Genomic DNA, 25,492 nt, shown 5'->3' on the forward strand with positions numbered 1-25,492 from the left:
TTTTAAACTATTTCAATTTTATGCTTCCTTAAGCTTAGCTTTATTATCGATTTTATTATCGATTTTCTTTATCCACTTACCGCTTCTTAGTCGAACAATGCAAACGATGCATTTTATAAACTGGTCAATTCTGAGCATTATGTAAACCCAAAAGCCCGGCCATTTAAGAACAAGTCCAGTCAGTGCTCCGAGAGGAATGCTGCAGATCCATAAAAAGATGATGTCCGCTACCATGAGGAATTTTGTATCACCGCCACCTCTTAAGGTTCCCTTTGTAAGGATACTGTTAGCTGCCTGGAACCAGATAACAAGTGCAACTGCAGTCATAAGGTCTTTTGCAAGGGCTGCTGTTTCAGGTTCTATCTTATAGGCTCCCACAACCAAATCTGAAATAACAAGGATCAGAAGACATCCAAAACCACCTATGATAAAGCCCAGTGCTGCAAAGGTTATGCCCTGCTGCTGTGCTTTTTGAACCTCTCCCTTTCCAAGGGTTATACCTGTGATGGTGCAGCTTGCCTGGCTGATTCCCTGAATTACCACGGTAGCAAGCGACATTACAACTGTGGTTATGGAATTGGCTGCCACAAAGCTGGCTCCTATATGTCCCATAACTACTGCTACTGCGCTGTTTCCAAGACCAAGAAGCGTGTCCGAAACGAGCACGGGTATTGAAATACGGATGTATTCCGGAAGCAGGTCTGATACCGGCAGGGTCAAATCAGAAACACGAAGTCCGATATTTGTATCTCGGAAAAGAAGGAAACCGAAGATTATGGTGAACTCCACAACTCTTGCTATAAGTGTTCCCAGGGCAGCACCGTTTACCCCCATTGCAGGCGCACCCAGTTTTCCGAAGATGAATACCCAGTTACAAAAAATATTTAAGAAAAACGAGCAACAGCTTGCAACAAGCGGAACATGAGCTTTTCCCACGCTTCTTAGCATAAGACTTGATGTAACCGCATAGCCGTTTAAGTAATAGCAGGGTATTGATATCAAAAGATAGCCGGTTCCCTGACGGATGACCTCCTCCTCAGAGGTAAAGAGTCCCATAATGCCCGCCGGCATAAGAAAAGTGATTATCGAGAAAAAGGTTGCGGTTATAAAAAGCATTCTGAACATGATATTGACCGATTTTTTCATGCTGAGCCGGTCATTCATTCCAAAGAATCTGCTGACAAGAACGCTTGCTCCCATTCCAAGTCCCATACACATTATCTGGAAAATGGTTATAAAATTATTCGCAAGCGTCGCACCACTCATAGGCGCTTCTCCCAGTTGCCCCAGCATCATGTTGTCGGCCATGTTTACACCGACTGTGATCAGCTGCTGAAGCGCAATCGGAAGTGCAAAGGACACCAGCATTCTATAGAATAGTTTATCACGTACAAATAGTTTCACCTATTTTTCCTCTTTTCAAATTTATGGCTCCACGCCGAACATAGCGTACATCTTTTTGCTTCCCGGAAAGCCCTTAAACACAGGATCAGGATATATATTCATAAGTTCTTTATCATGATCTATCCTAAGATCAGTCACCCTGTCAAAGCACATTGTCGGAACTGAGTCTCCTTCGACAGCGGGCCAATTAGATATTATATCACAATTTGGATCTCCGGTTTTCGCAAATGAAACCCAGGCTCCTGCCATCTGATTCTCAAGCTGCTCAGATACTCCGGGGATATATTCAGCCTCTATATATGCAGAATTTCTGAAAACATAAGGCTCCTCTGCGTTATGCCATGCAACCGTACCATAGTTGAATGGAGATTCCAGGTTAAACATCCAGTTCCAGGTCTTTCCTCCTGCTGCCGCTCTGCTTTTACAAAATGAAAGACAGCCTCGCCTTAATCTTGTATCAAGGAAAAGAACATCTGCGGGATTTCTGTCAGGGTAAGCCTTTTGAAAATACTCTGATATTTCCGATGTTTTATCTCCGAACATTTCTTTTTTATATTGACAGATGGTCTCACTGCTCCATTTATTTTTTATTCCGTCTCCTATTGAGGTTCCGAAATTACCGGAAAATTCTCCGAGAACAGAACCCACAAGCATAGGCTTTTTAAGTGATTCTTTCCTCCATCCAAAGTCCAGGGGATGTCCCATAAAATACTCACCATCCGGATGAGGTCTCCAGTTAACCATTCCGCCTTCCTTATTTTGAATGGTCCATATTGCATTCATTGTGGCCTGAGCAAGGTCGTACCAGTCCACACTTTCAAGCTCCTTAACATTTTCAGGCGCTATTCCAAGATAATGGAGAATCAGTTCTGCACAGCGTTTTGAAGTTTTCCTGTGCTCTATGACATTATCCTTTCCTATACCATTTGGGCCGCCGGACTGGATTATAGCTCTCTGATAATAGTTATCCGCGGCAGGTGTCTGCATCAGATACACCACCTTCTCACCGCCACCGGACTGTCCGAAAATTGTTACATTCTCAGGGTCCCCGCCAAATTCGGCAATATTTTCATTAACCCACTTAAGGGCCATAACCAGATCTGCAAGGCCTGCATTTTGGGAATCCTTATACTCTTCGCCATACTCTGACAGATCAAGGTATCCAAGCACATTTAATCTGTGGTTCAAGGATACAACCACCACATCATCGGCCTTTGCCAGGTTTTCGCCGTCATAGGCAAGAAGCTCAACCGAGGACCCGGAAAACCATCCGCCCCCGTGAATCCATACCATTACAGATCTTTTTGCCTTTGAATCAAGATGCTTTGTCCAGATATTCAGATACTGGCAATTTTCATTCTGCGGATAGAAAAAATGCGGAACCGTAAACTGGTCATGAGGCACCGGCGTATTTAGCTCGCAGCATACATGACCATATTGGAATGCCTCTTTTATTCCATTCCATGAATCAGGCTCTGTCGGAAAATGAAAACGTCTTGCATTAGCATATTTAATTCCCCTGAAAATATAGGTATCGCCTGACTTTAATCCCCGAAGCTTACCATATTTAGTCTGAGCCACCGGATCATCGTAATTGCAGATAACCTGCTCAGTTAGCTTTTTCATGTACATAGTATTTTCCTTTCGGCCTAAGGCGTACCGCTTACGGCAGACTCCTTAGGCCCCTCTACAATTATCATTATCTGCTTAACATTACAAACTCTGTCTCGGTCCACCGCCAAAGGTTGAAAGCGGCTCACGGTCATTGTTCCCTACAATTGCTTTAGCCGGAAGTATCTCCATAAGCTCATCATCATGGTGTAAGCCTTCTTGCACTTTTCTGTCAAAAAGCATACAGGATCCGTTTGAAGCATCTACCGGATGCCATAAGGGCATTCCCACATGATTTGGGTCACCATTATAGGCAAAGCTGACCCAGGCTCCGGTCATTATATCCTGCAGTTCCTCGGAAACTCCCGGGATATAGGATGCCTCAAGGTAGTTAGCGTTATGGAACATATATGCTTCTTCAACGTTATGCCAGGCAACTGTTCCGTTGTTGAAGGGTGATTCCAATGTAAAGAGCCAGTTATATGCAGGTGCACAGCCTTCCGTGAATCTCTTTTTACAGAAATCTCTTGAAGCCACACGGCAACCACGATTTATATAAAGACTGTCCACAGGTAAAAAGCCGGGATAAGCCTTCTGCTGTGCTGCCACAATTTCCTTTGCCTTATTGCCAAAGGCCTTATTCAAAAGCTCCCATACCTTTTCATCATCCCAGAAATTCTTGCTGCCCTCAGCATAGACCTGATTATAATTCTGATCGAACTCACCGAGAACAGAGCCCACAAGTACAGGAATATTCTTAGCTTCTTCCATAAAGGGATTGTTCATGCCTGTTCCAAGATAAAAATCATTGTCAGCCACAGGACACAGATACATGCCAAAGCCATACTTTTCCTGAAGTGCCTGCTCTGCCTTCTTAGCAGCTCTTGCGAGCTTATAATAAGGAATTGTTTCTATTTCATGGATGTCCGTAAGCCCCAGCTCATCAACAACCATCTTTGAAAGCTCTGCTGCCTGCTCTTTAGTTGCATCTTTAAAGCCTTCAAAAAGTCCGCTTTGGATTACTGCCTTGTGAAAAAGACCTACAGCACTTGGAGTCTGTAAAAGCGCACTTACCTTGCAGCCTCCACCTGACTGTCCCATAATTGTTACATTACCGGGATCTCCACCAAAGGCTTCTATATTTTCATTGATCCATTTCAGAGCAGCCACCAGGTCCGCCTGTCCCAGGTTGCCGGTATAGCGATATTCATCACCATAGCCTGACAGATCAAGATATCCTATGCAGTTAAGACGATGATTTATCGATACAACCACCACATCGCCGAAATCACAGAGTTCGTGACCATCATAGGCGTAAAGTTCAATTGATGAGCCTGTTGCGAAGCCGCCTCCGTGGATCCAGACCATAACAGGTTTATTTGCACCTTTTTCTATGTGCCTGGTCCAGATATTTAAATAATGACATTCCTCATCCTGAACATAATGATAATGAGGAACATTGTACTGATCGTGGGCTATAGGGGTGTGCATTTCAGGGCATACAGGGCCGTAGATAATAGCCTCTTTAGTGCCTTCCCAGGCAGGGATTTCCTGGGGCAGATGAAAACGCTCTGCCCTTGCATATTGAATTCCCCTGAATATGAAAACATCCTCTTCCCACAGTCCTCGTATTTTTCCTTTTGGGGTATCTACTACCGGGTAATCCGGATTGGAGATTATAGATCTTGTTAGTTTTCGAGGATACATGGTTTACCTCCGTTTTTTCGCTTGGATTTATTAAACTGCTTTGTTTTATTAAACTTTATCAATATGCGAAGTGCAGCTTCTTGATTGTGAGGGTGCCTGAAGTTACGACTATCTTTACTACAGCTTCCTCAGCGGCGGGGATGGTAAGTGTGTCTGCTAAGGCAGGTTTTAAAATGTCACCTGCAGCAAGGGTGATGGCACCGACTTTTTCTCCATTGCAGAATACATCAGCGCTGCCCTCGCCAATTCCTTCTATGGTTACGTGGCAATCCTTTGTAACCTCTCGAACTGTGTAGTTTGCAAACTCACCGCAGTGAAGCTCGAGAGCGAGATCCTCCATTGGATCATAGCGCTCTACATTAGGATCCTCGTACCAATTGAATGCAGGGTAAGGCTTGTTTTTACTGGTAGCCCACACGAGCTTGGTGTGATCCTCAAGTCTGAAATCAAGGTAGTTACTAAGCTCCCAGGTTCCATAGTAGCGGCTTCCGTCCTCAAGGAACATATCGTAGCCGGAGCCGGGGATGTCTATGTCAGGATGCTTTGCACTAATGCGTGCGTTTTCATAATTTATCTCGCAGTGCTCAAGCTTTGTAAGCTCAATAAACTCATCCATAATTCTCTGGGATTCCGCATAGCTTGGTCTGGGGCCGCCTGAAAGGAATTTGTGGATTTTATTCCAGTCCTTCGGAAGGGGATGTCCAACAGAGCCGGGAGCATGAGGGCCACCCATGGCTGTCTTCCATGCCCAGGGAGTATAAGCTATGCCGTAGTGAGCGCAGATATCATAGAATATTCCGTTGTGAATCGGCTTTGATCCGCACTCGCCAAGCCAAAGGGGAACATTGTACTCTCTGCACTTAAGAAGCCACGGGTAAAGGTCCTTGATCTCAGGAGATGCTCCGTAAAGGTGAATTGAAATAGCCCAGTTATGGCATTCGGGATCATAGTCATGGTCAAAGATTCTTAAATCTCTTGCGAACTTTGCACCCTCGAGGAACATGATGTGCTCCTTGTCAATCGCACGGATTCTTCTGATGCATTCCTCATAATACTGAACAAGAAGTGGAATATATTCATGCTGAACAGGTGATGAAACCGGCTCATTTATAAGATCATAGCCTGCAATTATCCAGCGCTTTCCGTAGCGGCGAACGATTTCCTCCCAAAGAATTATCTGACGTTCTTTACTCTCTTCATCAAGGAAAACATTAGGTACTTCGCAGAACAGGCCGTCACCTGTAGCACCATTGTTTCCACCCACAACACCGTGCATATCAAGAATTACATAGAGCTTATGCTTTTCGCACCAGTCTATTACATTGGATAAACGGAAAAATCCTTTTTCATTGAAAGTAATTCCGGGCTCCTCGTAGAGAAGTGCATTGGCATTCAAAACTACTCTCACGCAGTTATAACCAAGCTCTGCCATTTTCTCAATATCTTCTTCACGAAGATGATTTTCCTCCCAACGATCCCAGAAGGTCTCAAGATACTTACTTCCGCAAAGTTCTCTAATTGTCTGTGTCACGGTCCTTCGTGTTGTCCATCTCTCGGGATTGTGATCGCGTCCCGGGCCCGGGAACAAAAAAAACTTAAACACATCGATAGGTGTTTCAACACCGCCTATCATAAAGCCCTCCACATTTTCCCAGTTGGCTGTTCCATATCCGTGAAGAATGATTTCCTGCCCTTCTCCGTTTACAAATCTGGTGCCCTCTGTTCTTAGCACACCCTTAACATATTCATTATTAAATTTGCTCATTTTATTTTTCTCCTCAGCATTTCTTTTTTAGCTTTAGCATTACCTTAAGAATATTAGCCGCGCACCTTTGCACATCACCTCTGCAGATTGTCTGCTTATAGTTGTCTTTAACCTTATAGACTATGGTCTTGCCACCATCTTCTAAAAAAGCCACCTTAGTATCCACTGCGGTTTTCATTGGCAAAAACTTATCTCTCAGAGTAAATGCTTCAAAAACCGGACTTGCTTCATAATATATTTTTTCTCCGTTTACAAGGATAAGGTCCTTATTTACCTCTGCCTTAAAGCCCTCTCCAAGAGATACCCTGATGAGCTTGTCTCCGTCTTCGGAGGGTTCATAATCATTCCAGAGCAGAATGTAAACCTCTGCAAAAGGAATTCCCAGACGGTATTTTTTCACCTGCCCATCAGGCTCAAATTCAGGCTCCACCTTTTTCATGTGTCTTAAAATCTCAATACTTTTTTCAAATCCACCCGGCATTATCAGGTCATTCCCCGCATGCATTGATTTGTATGGAGAACTGCTTCCCCCGTTCCAATCGGTCATTATGAGTCCCTCAAAGCCCCACTCACCTCTTGCTATGTTGGTGCAAAGATCGAAGTCATCCGCCGTGGGAACACCATTTATAAGGTTATAGGAGGTCATGACAGACATTGCCTTACCCTTTTGGATTGCTATACGGAAGGGCTCCAGGTAAATCTCTCTTATTGCTCTTTCTCCTGCCACCGAATTATTTGCGTGCCGGTTTGTCTCCTGGTTGTTCAGCGCAAAATGCTTAACACAGGCAGCTGCCGTTCCGTCCTTCTGGATCCCCGCTGTGACAGCTGCTGCCATCTCGCCGGCAAGCAACGGATCCTCTGAAAAGTACTCAAAATTTCTGCCACAAAGAGGATTTCTGTGTATATTTACACCGGGGCCAAGAAGCACATCGATATTCATGGCCAGAAGGTCAGCATTCATTCCTTCCCCCACTTCCCGTACCAGCTCTCTGTCAAAGCTTTGAGCCAGATGTGTTCCTATAGGCCAGGCAATGCAGTGGTGATATACCATCTGTTTTTTCCCGGTTTCAATATTAGTGGCCTCAAAATGCTGGGCAATTCTTACCCCTCCGGGCCCATCCGCAAAAATAAGTGAGGGAATATGATACTTTTCAGAAAGCGCATGCGTTGTTTCGCCGGCTGCCCCAGGTACAGATTCTGAATTTGCTCCTACTATGGGATTACTGTCATCCTCAACGCCCCAGCCCGAGCCGCAGACAAAGGCAGCCAGTTCCTCCTCAGAAAGTCCTGCAACAAAGTTTTCCACAGTAGTCTTCCGGGCCATTAGATCATCATAGGAAAAGAACTCTTCTGCAGTGATCTTCTTTTCTTCATAAGGCATCTTGCACTTATACTCTTTATCAGAGGTATACGTTACAACCTTCTCATCTGAAAGCTTTGACCGCCTGTCCTCACATACAATTTCCTTATCAGGCTCCAGAACCGGAATATTCCTTATTTCACCGGAGTTATCTTTACCCTTGATTCCTGTAAGCTCAACAAGCTCTTGTTTTAACGGCATCACAGCATTTACAAGTACTGTTTTTAATGTCTGCTCAATTTGAACCGCCGCCACTTTAGTCAGATTATCTGAGGAATTACCCACCCTTACGATGTAATAACCCTTTGATAAAATATAGGCTTTTTCCTTTTCGCTATATGACGAAAGCATTTTTAACGCAAAAGAAATTTTAAGAATTTCTGACTGTCCCGGTTGTAAAAGTGAAGTTTTTTCAAAGCCCTTAAGCTCCATAGAGGGCATATCGATTTCTGTGGAAGGAGCCGATACATAAAGCTGTACTACCTCTTTTCCCGCAACAGCACCTGTATTTGTGACTCTCACTGAAACTGTGACTTCGTTATCATTAATTCCGGTGTCGATACATTCCAGGGAAAAACTCGTATAAGATAAGCCATAGCCGAAGGCGTATCCCGGCCTTTTATCAAAGGTGTCAAAATATCTGTACCCCACATAAATGCCTTCATTATAAAGGGATGTATCCTTATCTTTCAGATAAGAATCTGCACTGGGATAATCTTTGTATTCATAGGCCCAGGTAGCTGACAGCTTACCGGAAGGATTTACTCTTCCTGTAATAATCTCAGCAGCAGCTTCACCGCACTCCTGTCCCGCCTGTCCTACCAAAAGTATGGCATCTGCTTCTGTGTTTTCAAGGTCAGCTACCGCAACAGGGCCACCCACATTCAAAACTGCAATTACTTTTTTAAAATGTTTTCTCAGGTTCTTAAAACTGTCTTTTTCCGTATCAGATAAATAAAAATCATCCTCTGCCTTTCGGTCGTTTCCCTCGCCGGAATTCCTTGAGATCACATAGACAGCCGTATCAGTATCCTCTGCATAGCTTTTTGCTTCTTCTGCCGAGATAAGTTTTTCGGGAAAAGAAAAGGTAGCCATTACCCTCTCCGGCATGTTGCTAAATTCCCTGTCATAGCGATCACCTGTTTCAAGTAACTCTTCTTCATTAAGAATGGTAAAACCTGCATTTTTCATGGCAGGTAAAAGCTGTATATGATATCTGGGTGAAAGGTCTACATTGCTGTCGCCACCGCCTGTAAGTCCGCCGTTAAAGGGATCCCCGGATCCGGTGCCCCCTCTTATGGTCCTTACTGCACCGTTTCCAAACATACATACCCTGCCGGGCTTAAGCGGAAGTGCTCTGTTATTGTTACGCAGCAGCACCATTCCTTCTATTGCTGCTTTTTTTGAAACATCAGCTCCCTTGATCTCTCTCTCTGAAAGAGGCGGAAAAATAGTTGTCATCATATTCTGTCCCTCTGATTGTCTTTTAAAAGGCGGAGGATCAATTCCTCCGCCCAGCCTTGTTTAGATGTCACTTTATCTCTGCAGATATCTGTCATAAGCTGCCTGATAGGTATCAATAACCTCCTGCAGACCAAATGCATAAAGGTCGTTTACATATTCTTCGTAGGGCTTAACGTCCTGACCTGTTATGTAATTGATGGTGTATTCATCAATCATAGTCTGAATATCAGTGAACTTGGTCTGTATCTTGCTCTCCTCAGCTGTAAGTGTAAGGCTCTCGGAGATTGACATATTTGTCTCCGGAGATGACCATATCTTAACTGCCTCCAACTCGTAGTTTGTATCACCTGCAGTTGCTGCAGAAAGCTTCCAACTTGCAGAAATATCATGCTTACCAAGGAAACTGCTGCCCTGATTGAGAGCATATTTCTGAAGTACATCTGTTGCAGGAAGTCCATCGGGGTTGTGTAAAACAAGATCTGTATACTGTGGTGTTCCGTCCTCGCCTATTGTATAGGTCTCGCCCTCAATTCCATACCAGTTAAGATACTGACCTTCCTCTGTGTACTGGAAATCCAGCCATTTTGCTGCAAGCTCCGGATTTTTACAGGATGTGCTGATAAAAATAGGTCCCTTTGCAATCTTACGATCACCGAGCTGAACAGGCTCATCCCCCGGGTTAAGGGCAGGTGCCACGATGGGCTGCAGGAACTCCTTATCGTTGTCCACCATGTGGTAATTGCTGTAGCTGTTTCCTGTGAAAGCTGACAGTACCATGCTGTAAAGGAGTGTGTCATTGTTTTGAACTGATGCAGGTGTATCAAGATAATAATGGAAGGTTGTGAAATTAGGATTTATCAGTCCCTCTGAATACCACTGCTTCATGGTATCAAGATATCCCTTCCAGGAATCCTTAGCCGGTCCGCATACGATCTTGTCCCCTTCAAGCTGTAAAAACTCTTTAAGATTCTGGGTTCCCACTCCCCAGGAAAGTGCAAGTGCAGAACCGCCGTCATTGTCAAGAACAAAGGGCGTTGCAATACCTGCTTCCTTCGCCTTTACAAGTGCATCATGCCATTCATCAATTGTTGTAGGCACATCAAGTCCAAGCTCTTCCAGAAGATCAGCTCTGTACGCAAGCCCCTGATAGGTTCCTTCAGATTCTGCAGTCTTATCCTGACCTACTATCGTTCTGCAGACAATTCTTTTGCCTGAATCAGCAGTTGCCTCACGTCTGGCCTCGTCTGAAGTTGCAAGAAGTGCCTTGTAGTTAGGCATATAGTTTTCAATTAGTGTATCCATATCAGGATAGATGATTCCCTCTTCAACACCGGATTCTTCACCGCCGGGATAGGAAACAGGATAAATGATGTCAGGAAGATCACCTGAGGAAATGAGAACCCCGAATTTCTGAACCGCATCATCCTGGTTTATCGGAATCCAGTTGATGTGGACATTTGTGAGCTCCTCCATCTTTTTTACGCCCTCGATCTCGTTAAGATCCTTCATGACAGTTCCGCTGTAGCAAAGCCATACTGTAAGTTCCTGCTTTTCTTCACAAAGAGGAAGTGTCAGTTCCTTAAGCGGAAGCTCCTCCCCGGTAGAAGCTGTGCTTTCTGTCTTTGCCGCCTGATCACCGTTTTGGGCATCAGCCTCACTTTTGCCACACCCCGCAACACATGACATAACCATCGTGGCTGTCATAATAATTGCTAAAATTTTCTTTTTCATAAAATACTCTCTCCTTTTTGCTTGTATATAAAATTGTATATCATGTCGGGTTATTTTACTGCCCCGATCGTCATACCGGTTACAAAATACTTCTGAACAAAGGGATATACCGCAAGTATCGGCAATGTTGAAACCACAATCACGGCATACTGAATATTACGTGAATACAGATTCATGGAAAGCGCATCCGTACTTGAAGTTATGTCCTTGGTACTCTGGAAAAGAATTGTCCTTATCTCCATCTGCAGCGGGTATAGCTCGGTTTTTGTAGGAAGATACAAAAGAGCTGACATAAAGTCATTCCATTTTCCGACCACCGTAAAGAGCATGATTACCGCAAAAGTTGCCTTACACAAGGGAAGGATTATCTGGAACATTGTCACGAACTCGTTTGCTCCGTCTATTCTTGCTGCCTCCTCAAGAGCATCCGCTATACCCTGCATGGAGGTTCTCATAAGTATGATGTTGAATACACTTAAGGATCCCGGAATAACCATAGCCCACATGGTGTCTATCATATGAAGGTTTCTGATAACCATATAGGTCGGAATCATACCGCCGTTAAAAAGCATTGTGAACGAAATCAACAGCATATATGCATTTCTGTATCTGAAGCGTTTTCTTGAGAAAACAAAGCCGGCGATAACAGTAAGCACTCCTGTAAAAGCACAGGAAAGTAAAATGTAAATGATCGTGTTTAAATAGCCTGACCAGAGCTTTTGATAACTGAAAATGATGTTATAAGCCTGGAAATCAAAATTCTTTAATCGCCACAGTACCAATCCCTTGTGGGAAGTTACCTCCGTTGGATTGCTGATTGAAACCATGATTACATGCCATAAAGGAAAAAGGCACGCCGCTGCTATTCCAATCAGGAGTATGACCGCGAACACCAGGAAAATAGCCCGCGATACCGTCATTTTTTGTTTCATGATATCCCCCTTAAAACAGTCCTGAGCCGGACAGTTTCTTTGTTATTTTATTTGTAGTAATAAGCATTATTGTTCCAACTATTGAATTGAACAGACCAACCGCAGTGGACAGTCCATAGTTCATGTCAAGAAGACCAAGTCTGTAGGTGTAGGTATTGATTACATCCGAATACTCATAGTTTGCAGGTGAGTAAAGAAGAAGTATCTTATCAGCACCAACCGAGAAGACCGCACCCATTCGAAGTATCAGCATCATAAGGATCATTGGCATGATTCCCGGAATCGTTATGTGAATGCACTGCTTCCATCTTCCCGCCCCGTCAACATAGGCCGCTTCATACTGTTCCTGATCCACAGAGCTTAGAGCCGACAGATAAATAATTGATCCGTATCCCAGTCCCTGCCAGAGATTCATCAGCACATATACAAGCCAGAAATTCTTTTTGTTATTCAAAAGATTTACAGGATCTCCACCGGTGATGTTTGCCACTATCACTGAAAGAGGGCCGCCGGCTTCGATGAAGGTCACTACAAGTCCGCAGACAACTACAGCTGAAATGAAGTAAGGCATATAGCTTATAGTCTGTATTGTCTTTTTGAAGAACTTTGCATGTATCTCATTGAGGATCAGTGCAAAGATGATAGGTATCGGAAAATTCACGACAAGATCAAGAACACCTATACCTATTGTGTTTCGGATTGTTCTCCCAAAGTAGGGGCTTCCGAAAAACTCCCTGAAGTTGTCCAATCCTACCCATTTACTATGTAGAAGTCCTTTGGCTGGTGAGTACTTCTCAAATGCCATCAGCAGCCCAACCATAGGCGCGTAATTGAAAATAGCAAAATAGATCAGCACAATTGCCAGTAAAAAATAAATGACAGGGTTCCTGCGAATATCTACAAGCTGATTGTGAAAAAAGCCTTTCACTCCGCCATTTTCGATATAACCCGTAACCCTTTGCGAGGAATTAGTTGTCGATGTGTCCATAATTCCTGCTCCTTTCTTAAATTTGTTGTGCTAATTATACAAATCCAGGAAGGGGCATTCTATAAAAAACACTGTAAGAAATTTTCTATTTTTCATCCCACAATTAAATTTTTATAACAAATGCGGCAATAAATTATAAAGAAATCGGGTTTGCTTGATTTGGTTATTGTAAAAAATTATAATTTTTCTAAATTATACAGATACCGTGGTTTTCGGTTTAACTCTGTATAGTTCCATTTTTAAAGACACACAGGCTTATGAGGTTATTATGAAAAGCTTTCACATATCAAGAATTGCGCAGCATCTGCTTCTTTTGGTCACACTTCCTACTCTGGTTGTTGCATTTATACTGTTTACATACACCGTTATAAGTAATTACGAATATAACAGAGCTACAATAGCCAGCAATCAGGAAACAATCCTCGGATCCATTGATGATCATGTTCATTCAATAGAAAAGACTGCTTTGGATTCTGTCCATAGCATGGAGTTTTTATATTTTTCCAACACCAGTTCAAAGAACGTTGCCACAGTCAATTCGGATAAGCTTCTGGCGCAGCTGCAGCGAAGCATGAGTATATATAAAGAAGTTGTTGGTGTGGTGTTATATAATTCAGTGCTTGATCAGTCCTTTTCAAGCTACTTTTCAACAGACTTTAGTGGCATGGACAGCCTTGTTCCTGTTTCAAATACTCCGCTCACAGAACACAGAGATGACCATCTGGAGCTTGCGGAATATGAAGGGCAGTATTTTTTACTATATGTTGTAAGGCAGCGTTATGGCTGCATGACCATTATCATTTGCCCATCCAACAATGAAAACTATCGCACCCTAAACAGAAACAATTATGAATATTCTCTGTTTTTCAGCTCAGAGTCCGCTGCTTTACAGGAAAGAAATTACATAGCCTCAAAACTTGAAAGTGCACCGCTTTTTCTATCCTACAAAATTGAAAACTATCGCACCTTTACAGGTATAAGTGTTTTCCAGATTATTGCCATTCTGGTTTTGGGACTGCTCTTTTTATCAATTATTCTGCTCTTCCGTTTTATGCAGAAGTTCCTGCTGTCACCTTTATCCGAGCTTTCAGCTTCTTTTAAGCGAATAACAGATGGCGATACAAATTATCGTATTGGTAAAAGCAGTAATATAGTAGAATTTGCAACCTTTTATAAGGGCTTTGATGCCATGCTTGATTCACTCCATGCAGCTGAAATAGAAAAATATCAGCATCAGGAGGAAGCAGCAAAGGCTAAGATGCAATACCTGCAGATGCAGATTCGTCCGCATTTTTACTTAAACTGCCTAAAGACCATAAACTTTCTTGCACAGATACATGAGGATGAAAAAATTCAGTCAATAGTCATTTCCCTATCTGATTATTTCCGCTACTCCTTCCAGGATCAGAACCAGCTGGTAACCTTCAGGGAGGAAATGCACTCGGTAGGAAGCTATATTGATCTTTGCAGGTGTCTTTACAGTGCCATACGACTTGAATTGGACATCCCTGAGGAGGCAATGGAAATCCCCTGTCTTCCTCTTACCATTCTTACCTTTGTGGAAAACTGTGTAAAACACCGTAATGACTCGGATGAGATTCTTATCAGAATCACTGCTTCCGTAAATAATGAAAATAGCGAAAAGCCTATGCTTGAGCTGTGTATTCAAAACAGCAGCAGGTTCGATGATGAGGTTCTTGTCACGCTTAATGCTGCGACAAATGATGAGTTTCAATATCGAAGCAATAAAATAGGAATATCAAATGTCCGCTACAGAATGTGGCTATTTTACAAAGAAGATTTCAATATCGAATTTACAAATAAAGACGATCTGGCAACTGTGTCAATGACATTTCCCACAGTACCCGGACAGGATTCGGAAACGAGGTTATTATGACAATCCTTTTAATTGATGATCAGCCGAGTATATTATCGGCACTAACTACAGGAATAAACTGGCATGAAATGGGTTTTACCTCTGTCCTTGCGGCCACAAGTGCAGCTAAGGCCAGAGCCATTCTGACCGAACACCCTGTAGATATCGTGGTGTCAGATATAGAGATGCCTAATGAGGATGGCCTATCACTCCTGTCCTGGGCAAGAAGTCAGGGTATGAATTACGAGTGTATCATGCTGACAGCACACGCTGATTTTTTCTATGCAAAGCAGGCTATAACCTTAAATGTTTTCGACTACGTAGTTCAGCCCGCACGCTTTGAGGATATCATCGCCTCCGTAAAAAGAGCCATCGATAAAATTCAAAGCTCAAGACAGCATAGCAGCTCCTCCCCTAATCAGAAGATAAATGCTGCAGCTAACAATATCGTGATAAACAATCTGCTTGATAGCTGGCCTGATTATGAAACCACAGTTATTTATCCTCAGCGCCTTGAAAAGATGCTTAATCAGATGAGACATTTTGGTGTGGACTGTAACGGATCAACTCCCTGCATGCTTGTCTCCTTGTATGTTCCATCTCAGATAAGTGCAGAGGCTTCGGATTTTTCTCTTCTTTGCAGCAGATTTTACGATCTTCTAAGCACAAAATATGATGCTCCCGGCTTTTCATGCTATTTGACCGAGAAGCGTTTCTTTGCTGTGTTTATCATGCCTCTTCCCATGTCTCTTGAGGTATCACTTGCGGAGCTGTTCTCAAGCGCTTCCTCTGAAGCAGGTATCCACGCCGGACTTTCCTGCACAGCGGCCGAGCTACGCTTTATGAAGGATGCCATGGATCATCTTCTTAATAGTGAAGTAAAATCCGGTGCTCCCAGCAGCGTAAGGTTCTATCCCTTTGACAGCGACGCTTACCTCAGTGCCAATTCAGGCCAGGGCAGATATCAGCAATATATTGGTCAGATAAAGGAGTATATCAACGAGCATATCTCCGAACCTATTTCAAGAAATGATATTGCAGACAGTCTGCACTTATCCCCGGATCATGTAAGCGTGGTGGTAAAAACCACCGAGAGCATGACGGTGAAGGAACTTATCACTTCCGTAAAAATGGAGCATGCACGAAACATGCTCCGCAACACAAAAATGCCCATTGGTACCATCTCCCAAAAATGTGGCTACGATAGCTTCGCCTACTTCAGCAAAATCTACCGTGACACCTACAATCTCACGCCCTCTCAGGAACGTGGGAAATGAATAGAATAAATGGAGAGTTTTGTCCGCCAGCCAGGCTTTCTTTGATGATACCTGCACATCCTTGTTATTGGAAATGGCGCAGCAAATGTGTTCCTTTTCCAAATTATCCTTTGTTATGGCAATTCTTGCATTAAATAACTTGTTGTCTATCTTCATATTGTTTTATGACTCTATCACTGCATATTTCCTATCTATTGCCCCCTCGAAACTTCTTATAAGTGATTTTTTGTGATTATTCACAATCATTCTTGATTATTTTTGTTTATTTATCATGAGCATTCGTGATTATATATGATTGACTTTGATTACTCTTGATGTTATTCTTTTCTCAGATGGTACATTCCATCATCAATTTTCAAGGAGACTTAGCATATGTTAACCGAGGAAAGACGATCAGCAATTGTTTCCTATATTGAAGAACATAAAGCAGCAACTGTTCAGGAGCTTGTAGATGCTCTTGATTCTTCAGCGGCTACAATCAGGCGCGATCTGAATGCTCTTCACGAGGAGCGCCGCATTCTTAAGGTTTTCGGCGGTGCCACTGTTTTAAACAAAAAGGACGTGACCACAACAGAGCCCTCTGTTGCCGAGAAATCACATCGTAATACCGATGAAAAAGACATCATTTCGGAATATGCTGCTTCACTCATTCAGGACAACGATTTTGTTTATATCGATTCAGGTACAACTACTCTTCATCTCATCGATCACATAACAAATAAAAAGGCGAAGTACATTACAAACGGCGTTGTTCATGCCAAGAGGCTTTTGGAAAGAGGACTCTCCACCATGATAATAGGAGGCCGTATAAAGCCCGTTACTGAAGCAGTCATCGGTCCCGATTGTGTGGAAGCGCTGAAAAAATTCCATTTTACAAAGGCCTTCATGGGAACAAACGGTATTTCGGTTCAGGCGGGTTTCACCACCCCCGATGTGGACGAAGCACTTGTTAAAGCCGAAGCAATAAAGCACACCTATCTCTCCTACATTCTTGCAGACCACACCAAATTCGGAGTTGTGAGCTCGGTTACTTTTTCTGAGCTAAGGAACTGCTGCATCATTACAGATGAAGAGCCTGACAAAAAATATAAGGATCAGACCATCATCAAGGCCATCAACTGATAAGGAAGGAGAAGCAAATGATATATACCGTAACTTTTAACCCTGCAATTGACTATATTGTCAGAATGGATAAGCCACTGGATCCGGGAATGACCAACCGTTCAGTTTCCGAGGACTGCTTTTTCGGAGGAAAAGGAATCAATGTTTCCACCATATTAAAGAATCTCGGAATCGAGAACACAGCTCTTGGCTTCGTAGCAGGTTTTACAGGAGAGGCCATAGTTGAAAGTGTCAAGAATAAAGGAATTCTAGCTGATTTCATTATGCTAAAGGATGGAATTTCAAGAATTAACGTAAAAATCAAATCAGAGCAGGAAACAGAAATAAATGCTCAGGGACCTGTTATCACAGACGAAGCCTATAACGAGCTTCTCTGCAAACTCGATTCGCTTAAGGAAGGCGATATGCTAATCCTTGCGGGAAGCATTCCAAGCACTCTTCCAAGCGATGTATATGAAATCATTCTGGACAGATTAAAGGATAAGGGAGTCACCTTCGTGGTTGATGCAACAAAGGATCTTCTCATGAATGTTCTTAAATACCATCCTTTCCTTATTAAACCCAACAACCATGAACTGGGTGAGATGTTCGGAACCGTACTTAAAACAGATGACGAAATTGAAGAACATGCCAAAAAGCTCCAGGAAATGGGCGCAAGAAACGTTCTGATATCCATGGCCGGCGATGGCGCAATGCTTATAACAGAGGACGGACAGAGATTCCGCGTCGGTGTTCCGAAAGGAAAGGTTAAAAACTCCGTAGGAGCCGGTGATTCAATGGTAGCCGGTTTTGTCGCAGGATATATGAAAACAAAGGATTACAAGGTTGCCCTTAACATGGGAACCGCCGCCGGAAGCGCAACAGCCTTTTCCGACGATCTCGCAACAGGCGAGCTGATTAACAGTATTTACGAAACATTATAAACAGGGATAAACCTGTAAATACGTTTCGTCAATATAAATACAAATGTATTGGGGAAAACCCCAACAAGGATGCTAACGCATAGAAAGGGAGAAACATGAAAATCAAAGATCTTTTAAGCAAAGAAGGGGTAAGCTTAAATCAGACCGCTGCGGATCAGAATGCCGCAATCGACCTGATGGTAGCGCTTCACGACAAAGTAGGTAATCTTAATGACAAGGCAGCATTCAAGGATGCGATTGTTGCCAGAGAAGCAAAAGGTTCAACCGCGGTAGGCATGGGGATCGCTGTTCCGCATGCAAAAACAGCAGCTGCTAACAAGGCAGGACTTGTTGCCATTACTGTTCCGTCAGGAGTAGATTACAAGTCACTCGACGGCCAGCCCAGTAAGCTTCTGTTCATGATCGCAGCACCTGACGGAGCTGCCGACACACATCTCGAGGTACTGTCAAAGCTCATGACAATGCTCATGGATCATACTTTCACATCCTCTCTTATTGAAGCAAAAACACCTGAAGAATTCATTGATCTCATTGATAAGCAGGAAGATGCACGTGATAAAAAGAGTTCCGGTGCTGAGTCAGCTGCTCCGGCTCCCACATCATCAGGAATTAAGCTTCTTGGTGTAACAGCATGTCCCACAGGTATCGCTCACACATATATGGCTGCTGAAGCTCTCGAGCAGGCAGCAAAGGACCAGGGCCTTTCAATGAAGGTTGAGACAGATGGTTCGGGCGGTGCAAAGAATGTGCTCACAGATGCTGAGATCAAGGACGCTGATGTTATTATCATCGCAGCAGATAAAAATGTTGAGATGGGCAGATTCAACGGTAAGAAGGTTATCAAGGCTTCAACAGCCGATGCAATCCACCACTCTTCAGATCTTATCGGACGTGCGGTAAAGGGCGACGCTCCCGTTTATCAGCATTCAGGATCCGTAACAAGCAGCGCTTCTCTTGATAACGAAAGCGCAGGAAGAAAAGCATACAAGCACCTTATGAACGGTGTATCACACATGCTTCCCTTCGTTATCGGCGGTGGTATCCTTATTGCGATTGCATTCCTTTTGGATGACTACTCACTCGATCCTTCAAACTTTGGTTCCAACACTCCTGTTGCTGCATGGTTTAAATCAATCGGTGGAACAGCATTCGGATTTATGCTTCCTATCCTTGCAGGATTTATTGCTCAGAGTATAGCGGATCGTCCCGGTCTTGCAGTTGGTTTCGTGGGCGGTGCTCTTGCAAGTACAGGCGCTACATTTGCAGCTCCCGGCGGTGATATTCCTTCAGCATTCCTTGGCGCTCTTGTAGCAGGTTTTGCGGCAGGTTATATCGTACTCGCAATCAGAAAGATCACCGATGGTCTTCCGGCTGCACTTGAAGGTATCAAGCCCGTTCTCATCTACCCGCTCTGCGGTATCCTGGTAATCGGTCTTGTAATGTGCGCTATCAACCCTCTGGTTGGTGCCCTCAATGCATGGATCACAGGCGTTCTTAACGGAATGAGCAGCGGTTCTATCGTAGTCCTTGGTGCAATCCTTGGCGGTATGATGGCAACAGATATGGGTGGCCCGCTCAACAAGGCAGCTTATGTATTCGGTACAGCAGCACTTGCAACAGCAAGCCAGTCAGATCAGACAGGTTGGATGATCATGGCAGCAGTTATGGTTGGTGGTATGACTCCTCCTATCGCAATTGCAATTGCAACACTTATTTTCAAGAACAAGTTCACAGAGGGCGAGAGAAAGTCAGGTCCCGTTAACTTTATTATGGGTCTTTGCTTTATCACAGAAGGGGCTATCCCGTTTGCAGCTGCTGACCCGCTCCACGTTATTCCTTCCCTTATGGTTGGTTCAGCTGTAGCAGGCGCTCTCTCAATGGCATTTAAGTGCACACTTATGGCTCCTCACGGCGGAATCTTCGTATTCCCTGTTGTAGGTAATGTAGCAATGTATCTTGTAGCACTCCTTGTTGGTTCAGTAGTATCAGCAGTGCTGCTTGGAATCCTCAAGAAGGACGTAACTAAGTAATTTTCATTCTATCGCCTTCCCCTTTTAGGGGAAGGTGTCTGCGCAGCAGACGGAAGAGGTTTTGTAAAGAAAGGACATACATTATGGTATCAAAGAACATCACAGTAAAAAACGAGCAGGGCATGCATATGCGTCCCGCAAGTCTTCTTTCACAGAAGGCTACTCCTTTTGAGAGCTCAGTAAAAATCATGTTTAACGGCAACAGCTATGATTGCAAGAGCGTTATGTTCCTTATGAGCGCTTGCATCAAGTGTGGTTCCGAGATTGAGCTTGTATGCGAAGGTCCCGATGAAGAAAAGGCTCTCGCAGAGCTTTCAGAGTTTATTGAGTCCGGTATGGGTGACTGATCTGGAGGAATAAATATGTACAAAGGAATAGCTGCATCCAGAGGAATCGGTATCGGCAGTATATGCCGCATAATAGAGCATGATCTTTCTTTTGAGGCAAAGCAGGTTGCCGATCCCGCTGCAGAGAAAGAACGTTTTCATAAAGCAATAGCTGACTTCGTAGAAGAAACTAACGCAATGGCTGAGGATGTCAGAAAACGCATCGGTCCCAAGGAAGCAGAAATCCTTCAGGGACATGCCGTAATGATCTCCGATCCCGCCATGTCCGGAGAGATGGACAAAATGATCGACCAGGGGCAGTGCGCCGAGACAGCTCTTACTGCTGTCTGTGATATGTTTATTAACATGTTTTCACAGATGGATGATGAGATGATGAAGCAGCGCGCTTCCGATATCTCCGATGTCAAGGTAAGCGTCCTGAAAAAGCTCCTCGGCATTGAGGATATTGATATCAGCAAGGTTGCACCCGGTACTGTTCTTGTCTGCAAGGATCTTACTCCTTCCATGACATCACAGATCATCAAGGAAAATGTAACCGGTATCATCACGGAGATAGGCGGTAAGACCTCTCACTCCGCTATCCTTGCCAGAGCCCTTGAGATTCCGGCAGTACTTTCCGTTCCCGGAATCGTCGATGAAGTAAAAGATAAGGATACCGCTATAATTGACGGAACCGAAGGTGATGTTTTCATTAATCCCGATGGCGAAGTTCTTTCAAAATACATGCTAAAGCGTGAGGAATTCATCCGTAAGCAGTCAGAGCTTAAGACCTTCATCGGCAAGGAAACAGTTAACGCTGACGGAACAAAGCTTGAACTCTTCTGCAACATCGGCACTCCCAAGGATGCCAAGAAAGCTGTCGAATGCGACGGCGAAGGAATCGGTCTTTTCAGATCAGAGTTCCTTTTCATGGACAACACTCACCTTCCTACCGAGGATGAGCAGTTCGAAGCGTATAAGGAAGCTGTTCAGACAATGGATGGCAAATGCGTAATCATCCGTACTCTCGACATCGGCGGTGACAAGGACATTCCTTATCTGGGACTTGAGAAGGAAGAAAATCCTTTCCTTGGTTACAGAGCTGTCCGCTACTGTCTTGGAAATCAGGATATGTATAAGACACAGCTTCGTGCCATTGTAAGAGCCAGCGCCTTTGGAAAAGTTAAGATCATGGTACCTCTTGTTACTACAGTTGACGAGGTAAGAAGCGTAAAAGCACTTGTTGGTGAGATAAAGGATAATCTTTCATCAGAAGGAATAGATTATGATAAGAATATTGAAGTCGGCTGCATGATAGAGACAGCCTCTGCTTCTCTCATAGCAGATCTCCTTGCAAAGGAAGCTGACTTCTTCTCAATCGGAACCAACGACCTCACCCAGTACACGATGAGCGTAGACAGAGGAAATCCCAAGGTAGCTTACCTGTATTCCTCTTTCCAGCCCTCTGTACTCCGCTCAATAAAGTATATTATTGAGTGTGGTAAAAAGGCCGGTATTCCAGTTGGAATGTGCGGTGAAGCAGCTGCAGATCCTCTTATGATTCCGCTTCTTATGTCCTTTGGTCTCGATGAATACAGCGTTAATCCGGTTCTTGTATTGACCGCCCGCTGCATCATCTCCAAGTGGAGTAAGGCTGAAGCAGACGCTCTTGCAGACAAGGTTATGGCAATGGATACTGAGGCAGATATAGTTGCAGCACTTAAAGAGGCTGCAAAGGAATAAACTCCAAGGTCACATCTCCTTTCGAAAAAAGCTCCTGTAAACTCATCAAAGAGTTCACGGGAGCTTTTTTGATACTTAGAAGATACCACCTATACCTGTATCATTATCAATCGTGTTCATATTATACAGAATAAGTACATCAGATATCTCGGGGTGCTCATTTATAAACTTGGACGGTCCGCCTTTATAGTAGCGGGTGTCAAACACATAGACAGTATGATAATGTGCAAGAAGGAACGGAACAATACTGTTAGCATAGCTGTCCTTAACAAGTGCTATCGCCCCATCCTGCACCGCATCATTGGTGATGGTGATCATGGGATGAATGTTGTTAAGGAAGTAGGAATACTGATCCTTCTCGGACAGATATTCCTTATTGTAAGGAGTATCGGTCACTTCTTCAGTATCCGAATATTCCACACTAAGCTTCCAGTCCGGATAGCTGTAAGAAACAATCCTGTCCGCACCGAAATACGGATCATTAAGCTTGGAGTATATTGTCCCCTTGAAATTCTCCGATACAACCTCTCCTTTATACTCAGAAAGCGGAACGGGCGTAAGTCCTGCTGCTTCACAGAAAGCCTCATAGCCTATATATGCCCCGTAGGTAGTCCAGTGATGATCTGTACGGTAAAACAGCCTGTTGCCTGTGACATCCTCTGTAAGAGGCTCTGAAACAGTCTTCTTCGCTTCATCCTTAAGCCTTGTCGAAACATCTATTTTCTGAAGCTTATCAGATGCTGCTGAGTAAATATCTGATATTATCTGCTGCTGAAGATCAGGATCGTTTGCATTTTCCGGCAGAAGGTCGGAATAAACCGATACCGCAGTCGGGACCATCATCAGCATGCATCTGGCATTTTCAACATTTACAGCCAGCTTTGAAAACTGATCAATCTGCTTTGCCGTATTCTTAGGATACTTGTACCTCTCAATAAGAGAGCCATCCTTCGCAAGATAAATATCGTTAATCTCTTTCCTTCCGGTTATCCTCTCAACCTCAGCCATAAGACGCATGAATGCATCACGGGCAGGAAACTGATCTGCCACAAAGGTTTCAAAGCCGCTGGTAAAGTCACCGCTTTTTATCTTTTCAAAGTTGAATTCGGGCATCTGTGCCAGCTTGCGATTTTCATTCTGAGAAAAGGTCTTTTTCTCAGAAACAAAAAACACGATTATAAAGCACAAGGTCACCGCACAAATAAGATATACCGGAATGCGGTCGAGAATGCCTATCTTTTTTTTATCTGAATTATTACTCACATCAATACCTCAAAATTAAAAACGGAAGTATAGGAACGGATTATAGGTATCCTTCACAAGGCTGGATATTGCAAGAATAAACAAACCTGCCATAAGTACAGTACCAACGGTTTTCACCACATTCACCGCAGTGGTTCCCGCTCCCTCCACTTTTTTCACAAAAGCGGGATACACAGGAAATGAAAGCACTATTGCCGCAAGTAAAACCGGCAGATAATTTCCGGTGTACCACCAGAACTCTGTTCCGAACAACGGATTGCCGGGGATGCCTATAAGCTTAACGAAATAGGTTCCCATCTCAGACAGATTATCAAAGGTGAAAATTCCGAAGCCGAATATAACTATAATAATTGCATACAAATGCTGCAGCGCCATAGGAAGCTTCTTAAGCCATTTTCCCCAGATGAATTTCTCCAGTGTAAGAAGTGTTCCGTGATACAATCCCCAGAGGACGAAGTTCCAGGAAGCTCCGTGCCATAAGCCTGTCAAAAACCATACCACAAAGATATTCCGAAAATGCTTGACCATGCCTACTCGATTTCCACCAAGAGGAATATACACATAATCTCTGAACCAGGTTGAAAGTGACACATGCCAGCGGCGCCAAAAGTCCGTAACTGAAACTGAGCTAAGCGGATAGATAAAGTTCTCAGGGAAGTGGAATCCCAGCATCTGTCCAAGACCTATAGCCATATCACTGTATGCACTAAAGTCGTAATAAAGCTGAAGTGTAAAGCACAAAAGTCCAAGCCATGCCGTAACTATAGAAATGCCGTCAGCCACACGAATAGTATCCCAAAGAGCTCCGATCTGATTGGCGATCAAAACCTTTCGAAGAAGTCCCAGAATAAAACGCTTCATACCGGATACGAAACCGGACTCTGATATTTCCCTACTGTGAATCTCCTGCTGAACTGTTGAAAAACGCACAATAGGACCGGCAATAAGCTGCGGAAACATCGAAACATAGGTAAGATAGTCCAGATAGTTTTTTTCAGCCTTAATACGGCCCTTATATACATCAATTGAGTAGCTTACAGTCTGGAAGGTATAAAAGCTTATACCCACTGGAAGAGCCACACCCGGGAGCTTTACATCATACGGTGTCAGCGCATTCCAGATGCCAACGGAAAAATCCGCATATTTGAAATATCCAAGCAGTGAGAAATTAATAAGAAGCGCTATCACAAGGCATACGCGCTTTTTCACTAGAGAAGAAGCGAATCTCTCCTGAAGTCGTCCGTCCGTGTAATCAACAAATGAAGAAAACAGCATCAGAAGAATATAGATTGGTTCTCCCCAGGCATAAAAAAGCAGACTAAAAATGAGCAGGACGAAATTCTTCGCCCTGCCGGGAATTACATAATATAAAATCAAAAATGCCGGTAAAAAAAAGAATAAAAATGTAAGACTACTAAATACCATAAAACGCTACTTTCTTATTTACCCATGAGACCATTCTTAATGATTTCCTCGATGCCATCGGCGTCGGAAGAAATAACAAGGTATAATGCATTGCCCTGTTTCTTGATGCTTGCAGCCTTAATGATGTCTGCCTGATCAGGAAGATAGTCGAGCATCTCAGGTGAAGAAAGCTGCTCAAGGACAGCTCCAAGCTTCTCCTCAACTGTAGAAACATTAGCTTCATCTGCAACATTTAATATAATAACGCGGTCTGCATGAACCTCATCAGCCTCAGCAAAAACGTAATCTGAAAGCATTGATGCATCAATTCCGTAGTAGTTCATAAGCCAGTCATCATCAGCTTCATACATCTCGGGAAGTGTATAAGCTCCCTTGATCTTCTCATAGATCTCTGATGCCTTAAGAGGTGTTGCAGCTGCCTCCTGTCCTGCCTCAGTATCGGCGCCTGAAGCATCTGTACCTTTGCCGCCGCATCCTGTAATGCAAAGCATTGCTGTGAGTGCTGCCACTCCTATAACTTTAAGATAATTTTTTTTCATAACATC

General features: G+C 43.7%; 18 protein-coding genes. 7 read left to right on the forward strand and 11 right to left on the reverse strand.

Annotation, left to right across the window (positions count from 1 at the left end; genetic code table 11):
* Positions 1–18: 18 nt before the first annotated feature.
* The 8 genes from G630_RS0103875 to G630_RS0103915 all read right to left on the reverse strand — a co-directional run bounded on the left by G630_RS0103875 (position 19) and on the right by G630_RS0103915 (position 12,962).
* Complete coding sequence (locus G630_RS0103875) at positions 19–1,404, reverse strand: MATE family efflux transporter (RefSeq protein ID WP_026497814.1); 1,386 nt, start codon at positions 1,402–1,404, stop codon at positions 19–21.
* A gap of 21 nt (positions 1,405–1,425) precedes the next feature.
* Positions 1,426–3,030: a carboxylesterase/lipase family protein gene (locus G630_RS0103880; RefSeq protein WP_044958706.1), complete on the reverse strand. Its 1,605-nt coding sequence runs from the start codon at positions 3,028–3,030 to the stop codon at positions 1,426–1,428.
* A gap of 87 nt (positions 3,031–3,117) precedes the next feature.
* Entirely contained in the window at positions 3,118–4,722 is a 1,605-nt protein-coding gene (locus G630_RS20585) for a carboxylesterase/lipase family protein (protein ID WP_049946074.1), read from the reverse strand.
* A gap of 58 nt (positions 4,723–4,780) precedes the next feature.
* Entirely contained in the window at positions 4,781–6,487 is a 1,707-nt protein-coding gene (locus tag G630_RS0103890) for a glycoside hydrolase family 5 protein (RefSeq protein ID WP_026497816.1), read from the reverse strand.
* Between the two features lie 13 nt (positions 6,488–6,500).
* Positions 6,501–9,311: a glycoside hydrolase family 3 protein gene (locus G630_RS0103895; protein ID WP_026497817.1), complete on the reverse strand. Its 2,811-nt coding sequence runs from the start codon at positions 9,309–9,311 to the stop codon at positions 6,501–6,503.
* A 72-nt stretch (positions 9,312–9,383) separates the two neighbouring features.
* Entirely contained in the window at positions 9,384–11,042 is a 1,659-nt protein-coding gene (locus G630_RS0103905) for an extracellular solute-binding protein (RefSeq protein WP_026497818.1), read from the reverse strand.
* A gap of 50 nt (positions 11,043–11,092) precedes the next feature.
* Positions 11,093–11,974 (reverse strand): carbohydrate ABC transporter permease, encoded by an 882-nt coding sequence (locus G630_RS0103910; protein ID WP_026497819.1) that lies wholly within the window; start codon positions 11,972–11,974, stop codon positions 11,093–11,095.
* A 10-nt stretch (positions 11,975–11,984) separates the two neighbouring features.
* On the reverse strand, positions 11,985–12,962 hold the full coding sequence (locus tag G630_RS0103915) for an ABC transporter permease (protein WP_022761650.1): 978 nt from the start codon (positions 12,960–12,962) through the stop codon (positions 11,985–11,987).
* Positions 12,963–13,230: 268 nt separating this feature from the next.
* Between G630_RS0103915 and G630_RS0103920 the strand changes: the two genes are divergently transcribed.
* From G630_RS0103920 to ptsP, 7 genes are all read left to right on the forward strand, one after another.
* Positions 13,231–14,859, forward strand: coding sequence for a sensor histidine kinase (locus G630_RS0103920; RefSeq protein WP_026497821.1), 1,629 nt, complete (start codon positions 13,231–13,233; stop codon positions 14,857–14,859).
* The gene (locus G630_RS0103925) at positions 14,856–16,115 is read left to right on the forward strand and encodes a response regulator transcription factor (protein WP_022761652.1); all 1,260 of its coding nucleotides are present in this window, start codon (positions 14,856–14,858) and stop codon (positions 16,113–16,115) included. The genes G630_RS0103920 and G630_RS0103925 overlap by 4 nt, the downstream gene beginning before the upstream one ends.
* A 372-nt stretch (positions 16,116–16,487) precedes the next feature.
* A complete protein-coding gene (locus G630_RS0103930; protein WP_022761654.1) occupies positions 16,488–17,237 on the forward strand; it encodes a DeoR/GlpR family DNA-binding transcription regulator in 750 nt (249 codons plus the stop codon).
* Between the two features lie 17 nt (positions 17,238–17,254).
* Positions 17,255–18,160: a 1-phosphofructokinase gene (gene pfkB / locus G630_RS0103935; RefSeq protein WP_022761655.1), complete on the forward strand. Its 906-nt coding sequence runs from the start codon at positions 17,255–17,257 to the stop codon at positions 18,158–18,160.
* A 95-nt stretch (positions 18,161–18,255) separates the two neighbouring features.
* The gene (locus G630_RS0103940; RefSeq protein WP_026497822.1) at positions 18,256–20,190 is read left to right on the forward strand and encodes a PTS fructose transporter subunit IIABC; all 1,935 of its coding nucleotides are present in this window, start codon (positions 18,256–18,258) and stop codon (positions 20,188–20,190) included.
* 83 nt (positions 20,191–20,273) lie between these two features.
* Complete coding sequence (locus G630_RS0103945) at positions 20,274–20,537, forward strand: HPr family phosphocarrier protein (RefSeq protein WP_022761657.1); 264 nt, start codon at positions 20,274–20,276, stop codon at positions 20,535–20,537.
* 15 nt (positions 20,538–20,552) lie between these two features.
* Positions 20,553–22,259: a phosphoenolpyruvate--protein phosphotransferase gene (ptsP, locus tag G630_RS0103950; protein WP_022761658.1), complete on the forward strand. Its 1,707-nt coding sequence runs from the start codon at positions 20,553–20,555 to the stop codon at positions 22,257–22,259.
* A gap of 75 nt (positions 22,260–22,334) precedes the next feature.
* Here ptsP and G630_RS0103955 read toward each other — a convergent pair whose 3' ends face one another.
* The 3 genes from G630_RS0103955 to G630_RS23320 all read right to left on the reverse strand — a co-directional run bounded on the left by G630_RS0103955 (position 22,335) and on the right by G630_RS23320 (position 25,486).
* Entirely contained in the window at positions 22,335–23,522 is a 1,188-nt protein-coding gene (locus G630_RS0103955; protein ID WP_049946075.1) for a DHHW family protein, read from the reverse strand.
* 15 nt (positions 23,523–23,537) lie between these two features.
* Positions 23,538–24,797, reverse strand: a complete 1,260-nt coding sequence (locus G630_RS0103960) for an MBOAT family O-acyltransferase (protein WP_330361224.1) — start codon at positions 24,795–24,797, stop codon at positions 23,538–23,540.
* A 164-nt stretch (positions 24,798–24,961) separates the two neighbouring features.
* A complete protein-coding gene (locus G630_RS23320) occupies positions 24,962–25,486 on the reverse strand; it encodes a DUF4358 domain-containing protein (RefSeq protein WP_196805746.1) in 525 nt (174 codons plus the stop codon).
* Between the last annotated feature and the right edge of the window lie 6 nt (positions 25,487–25,492).

This window comes from Butyrivibrio sp. WCD2001 (assembly GCF_000424485.1).
Lineage (GTDB): Bacteria > Bacillota > Clostridia > Lachnospirales > Lachnospiraceae > Butyrivibrio.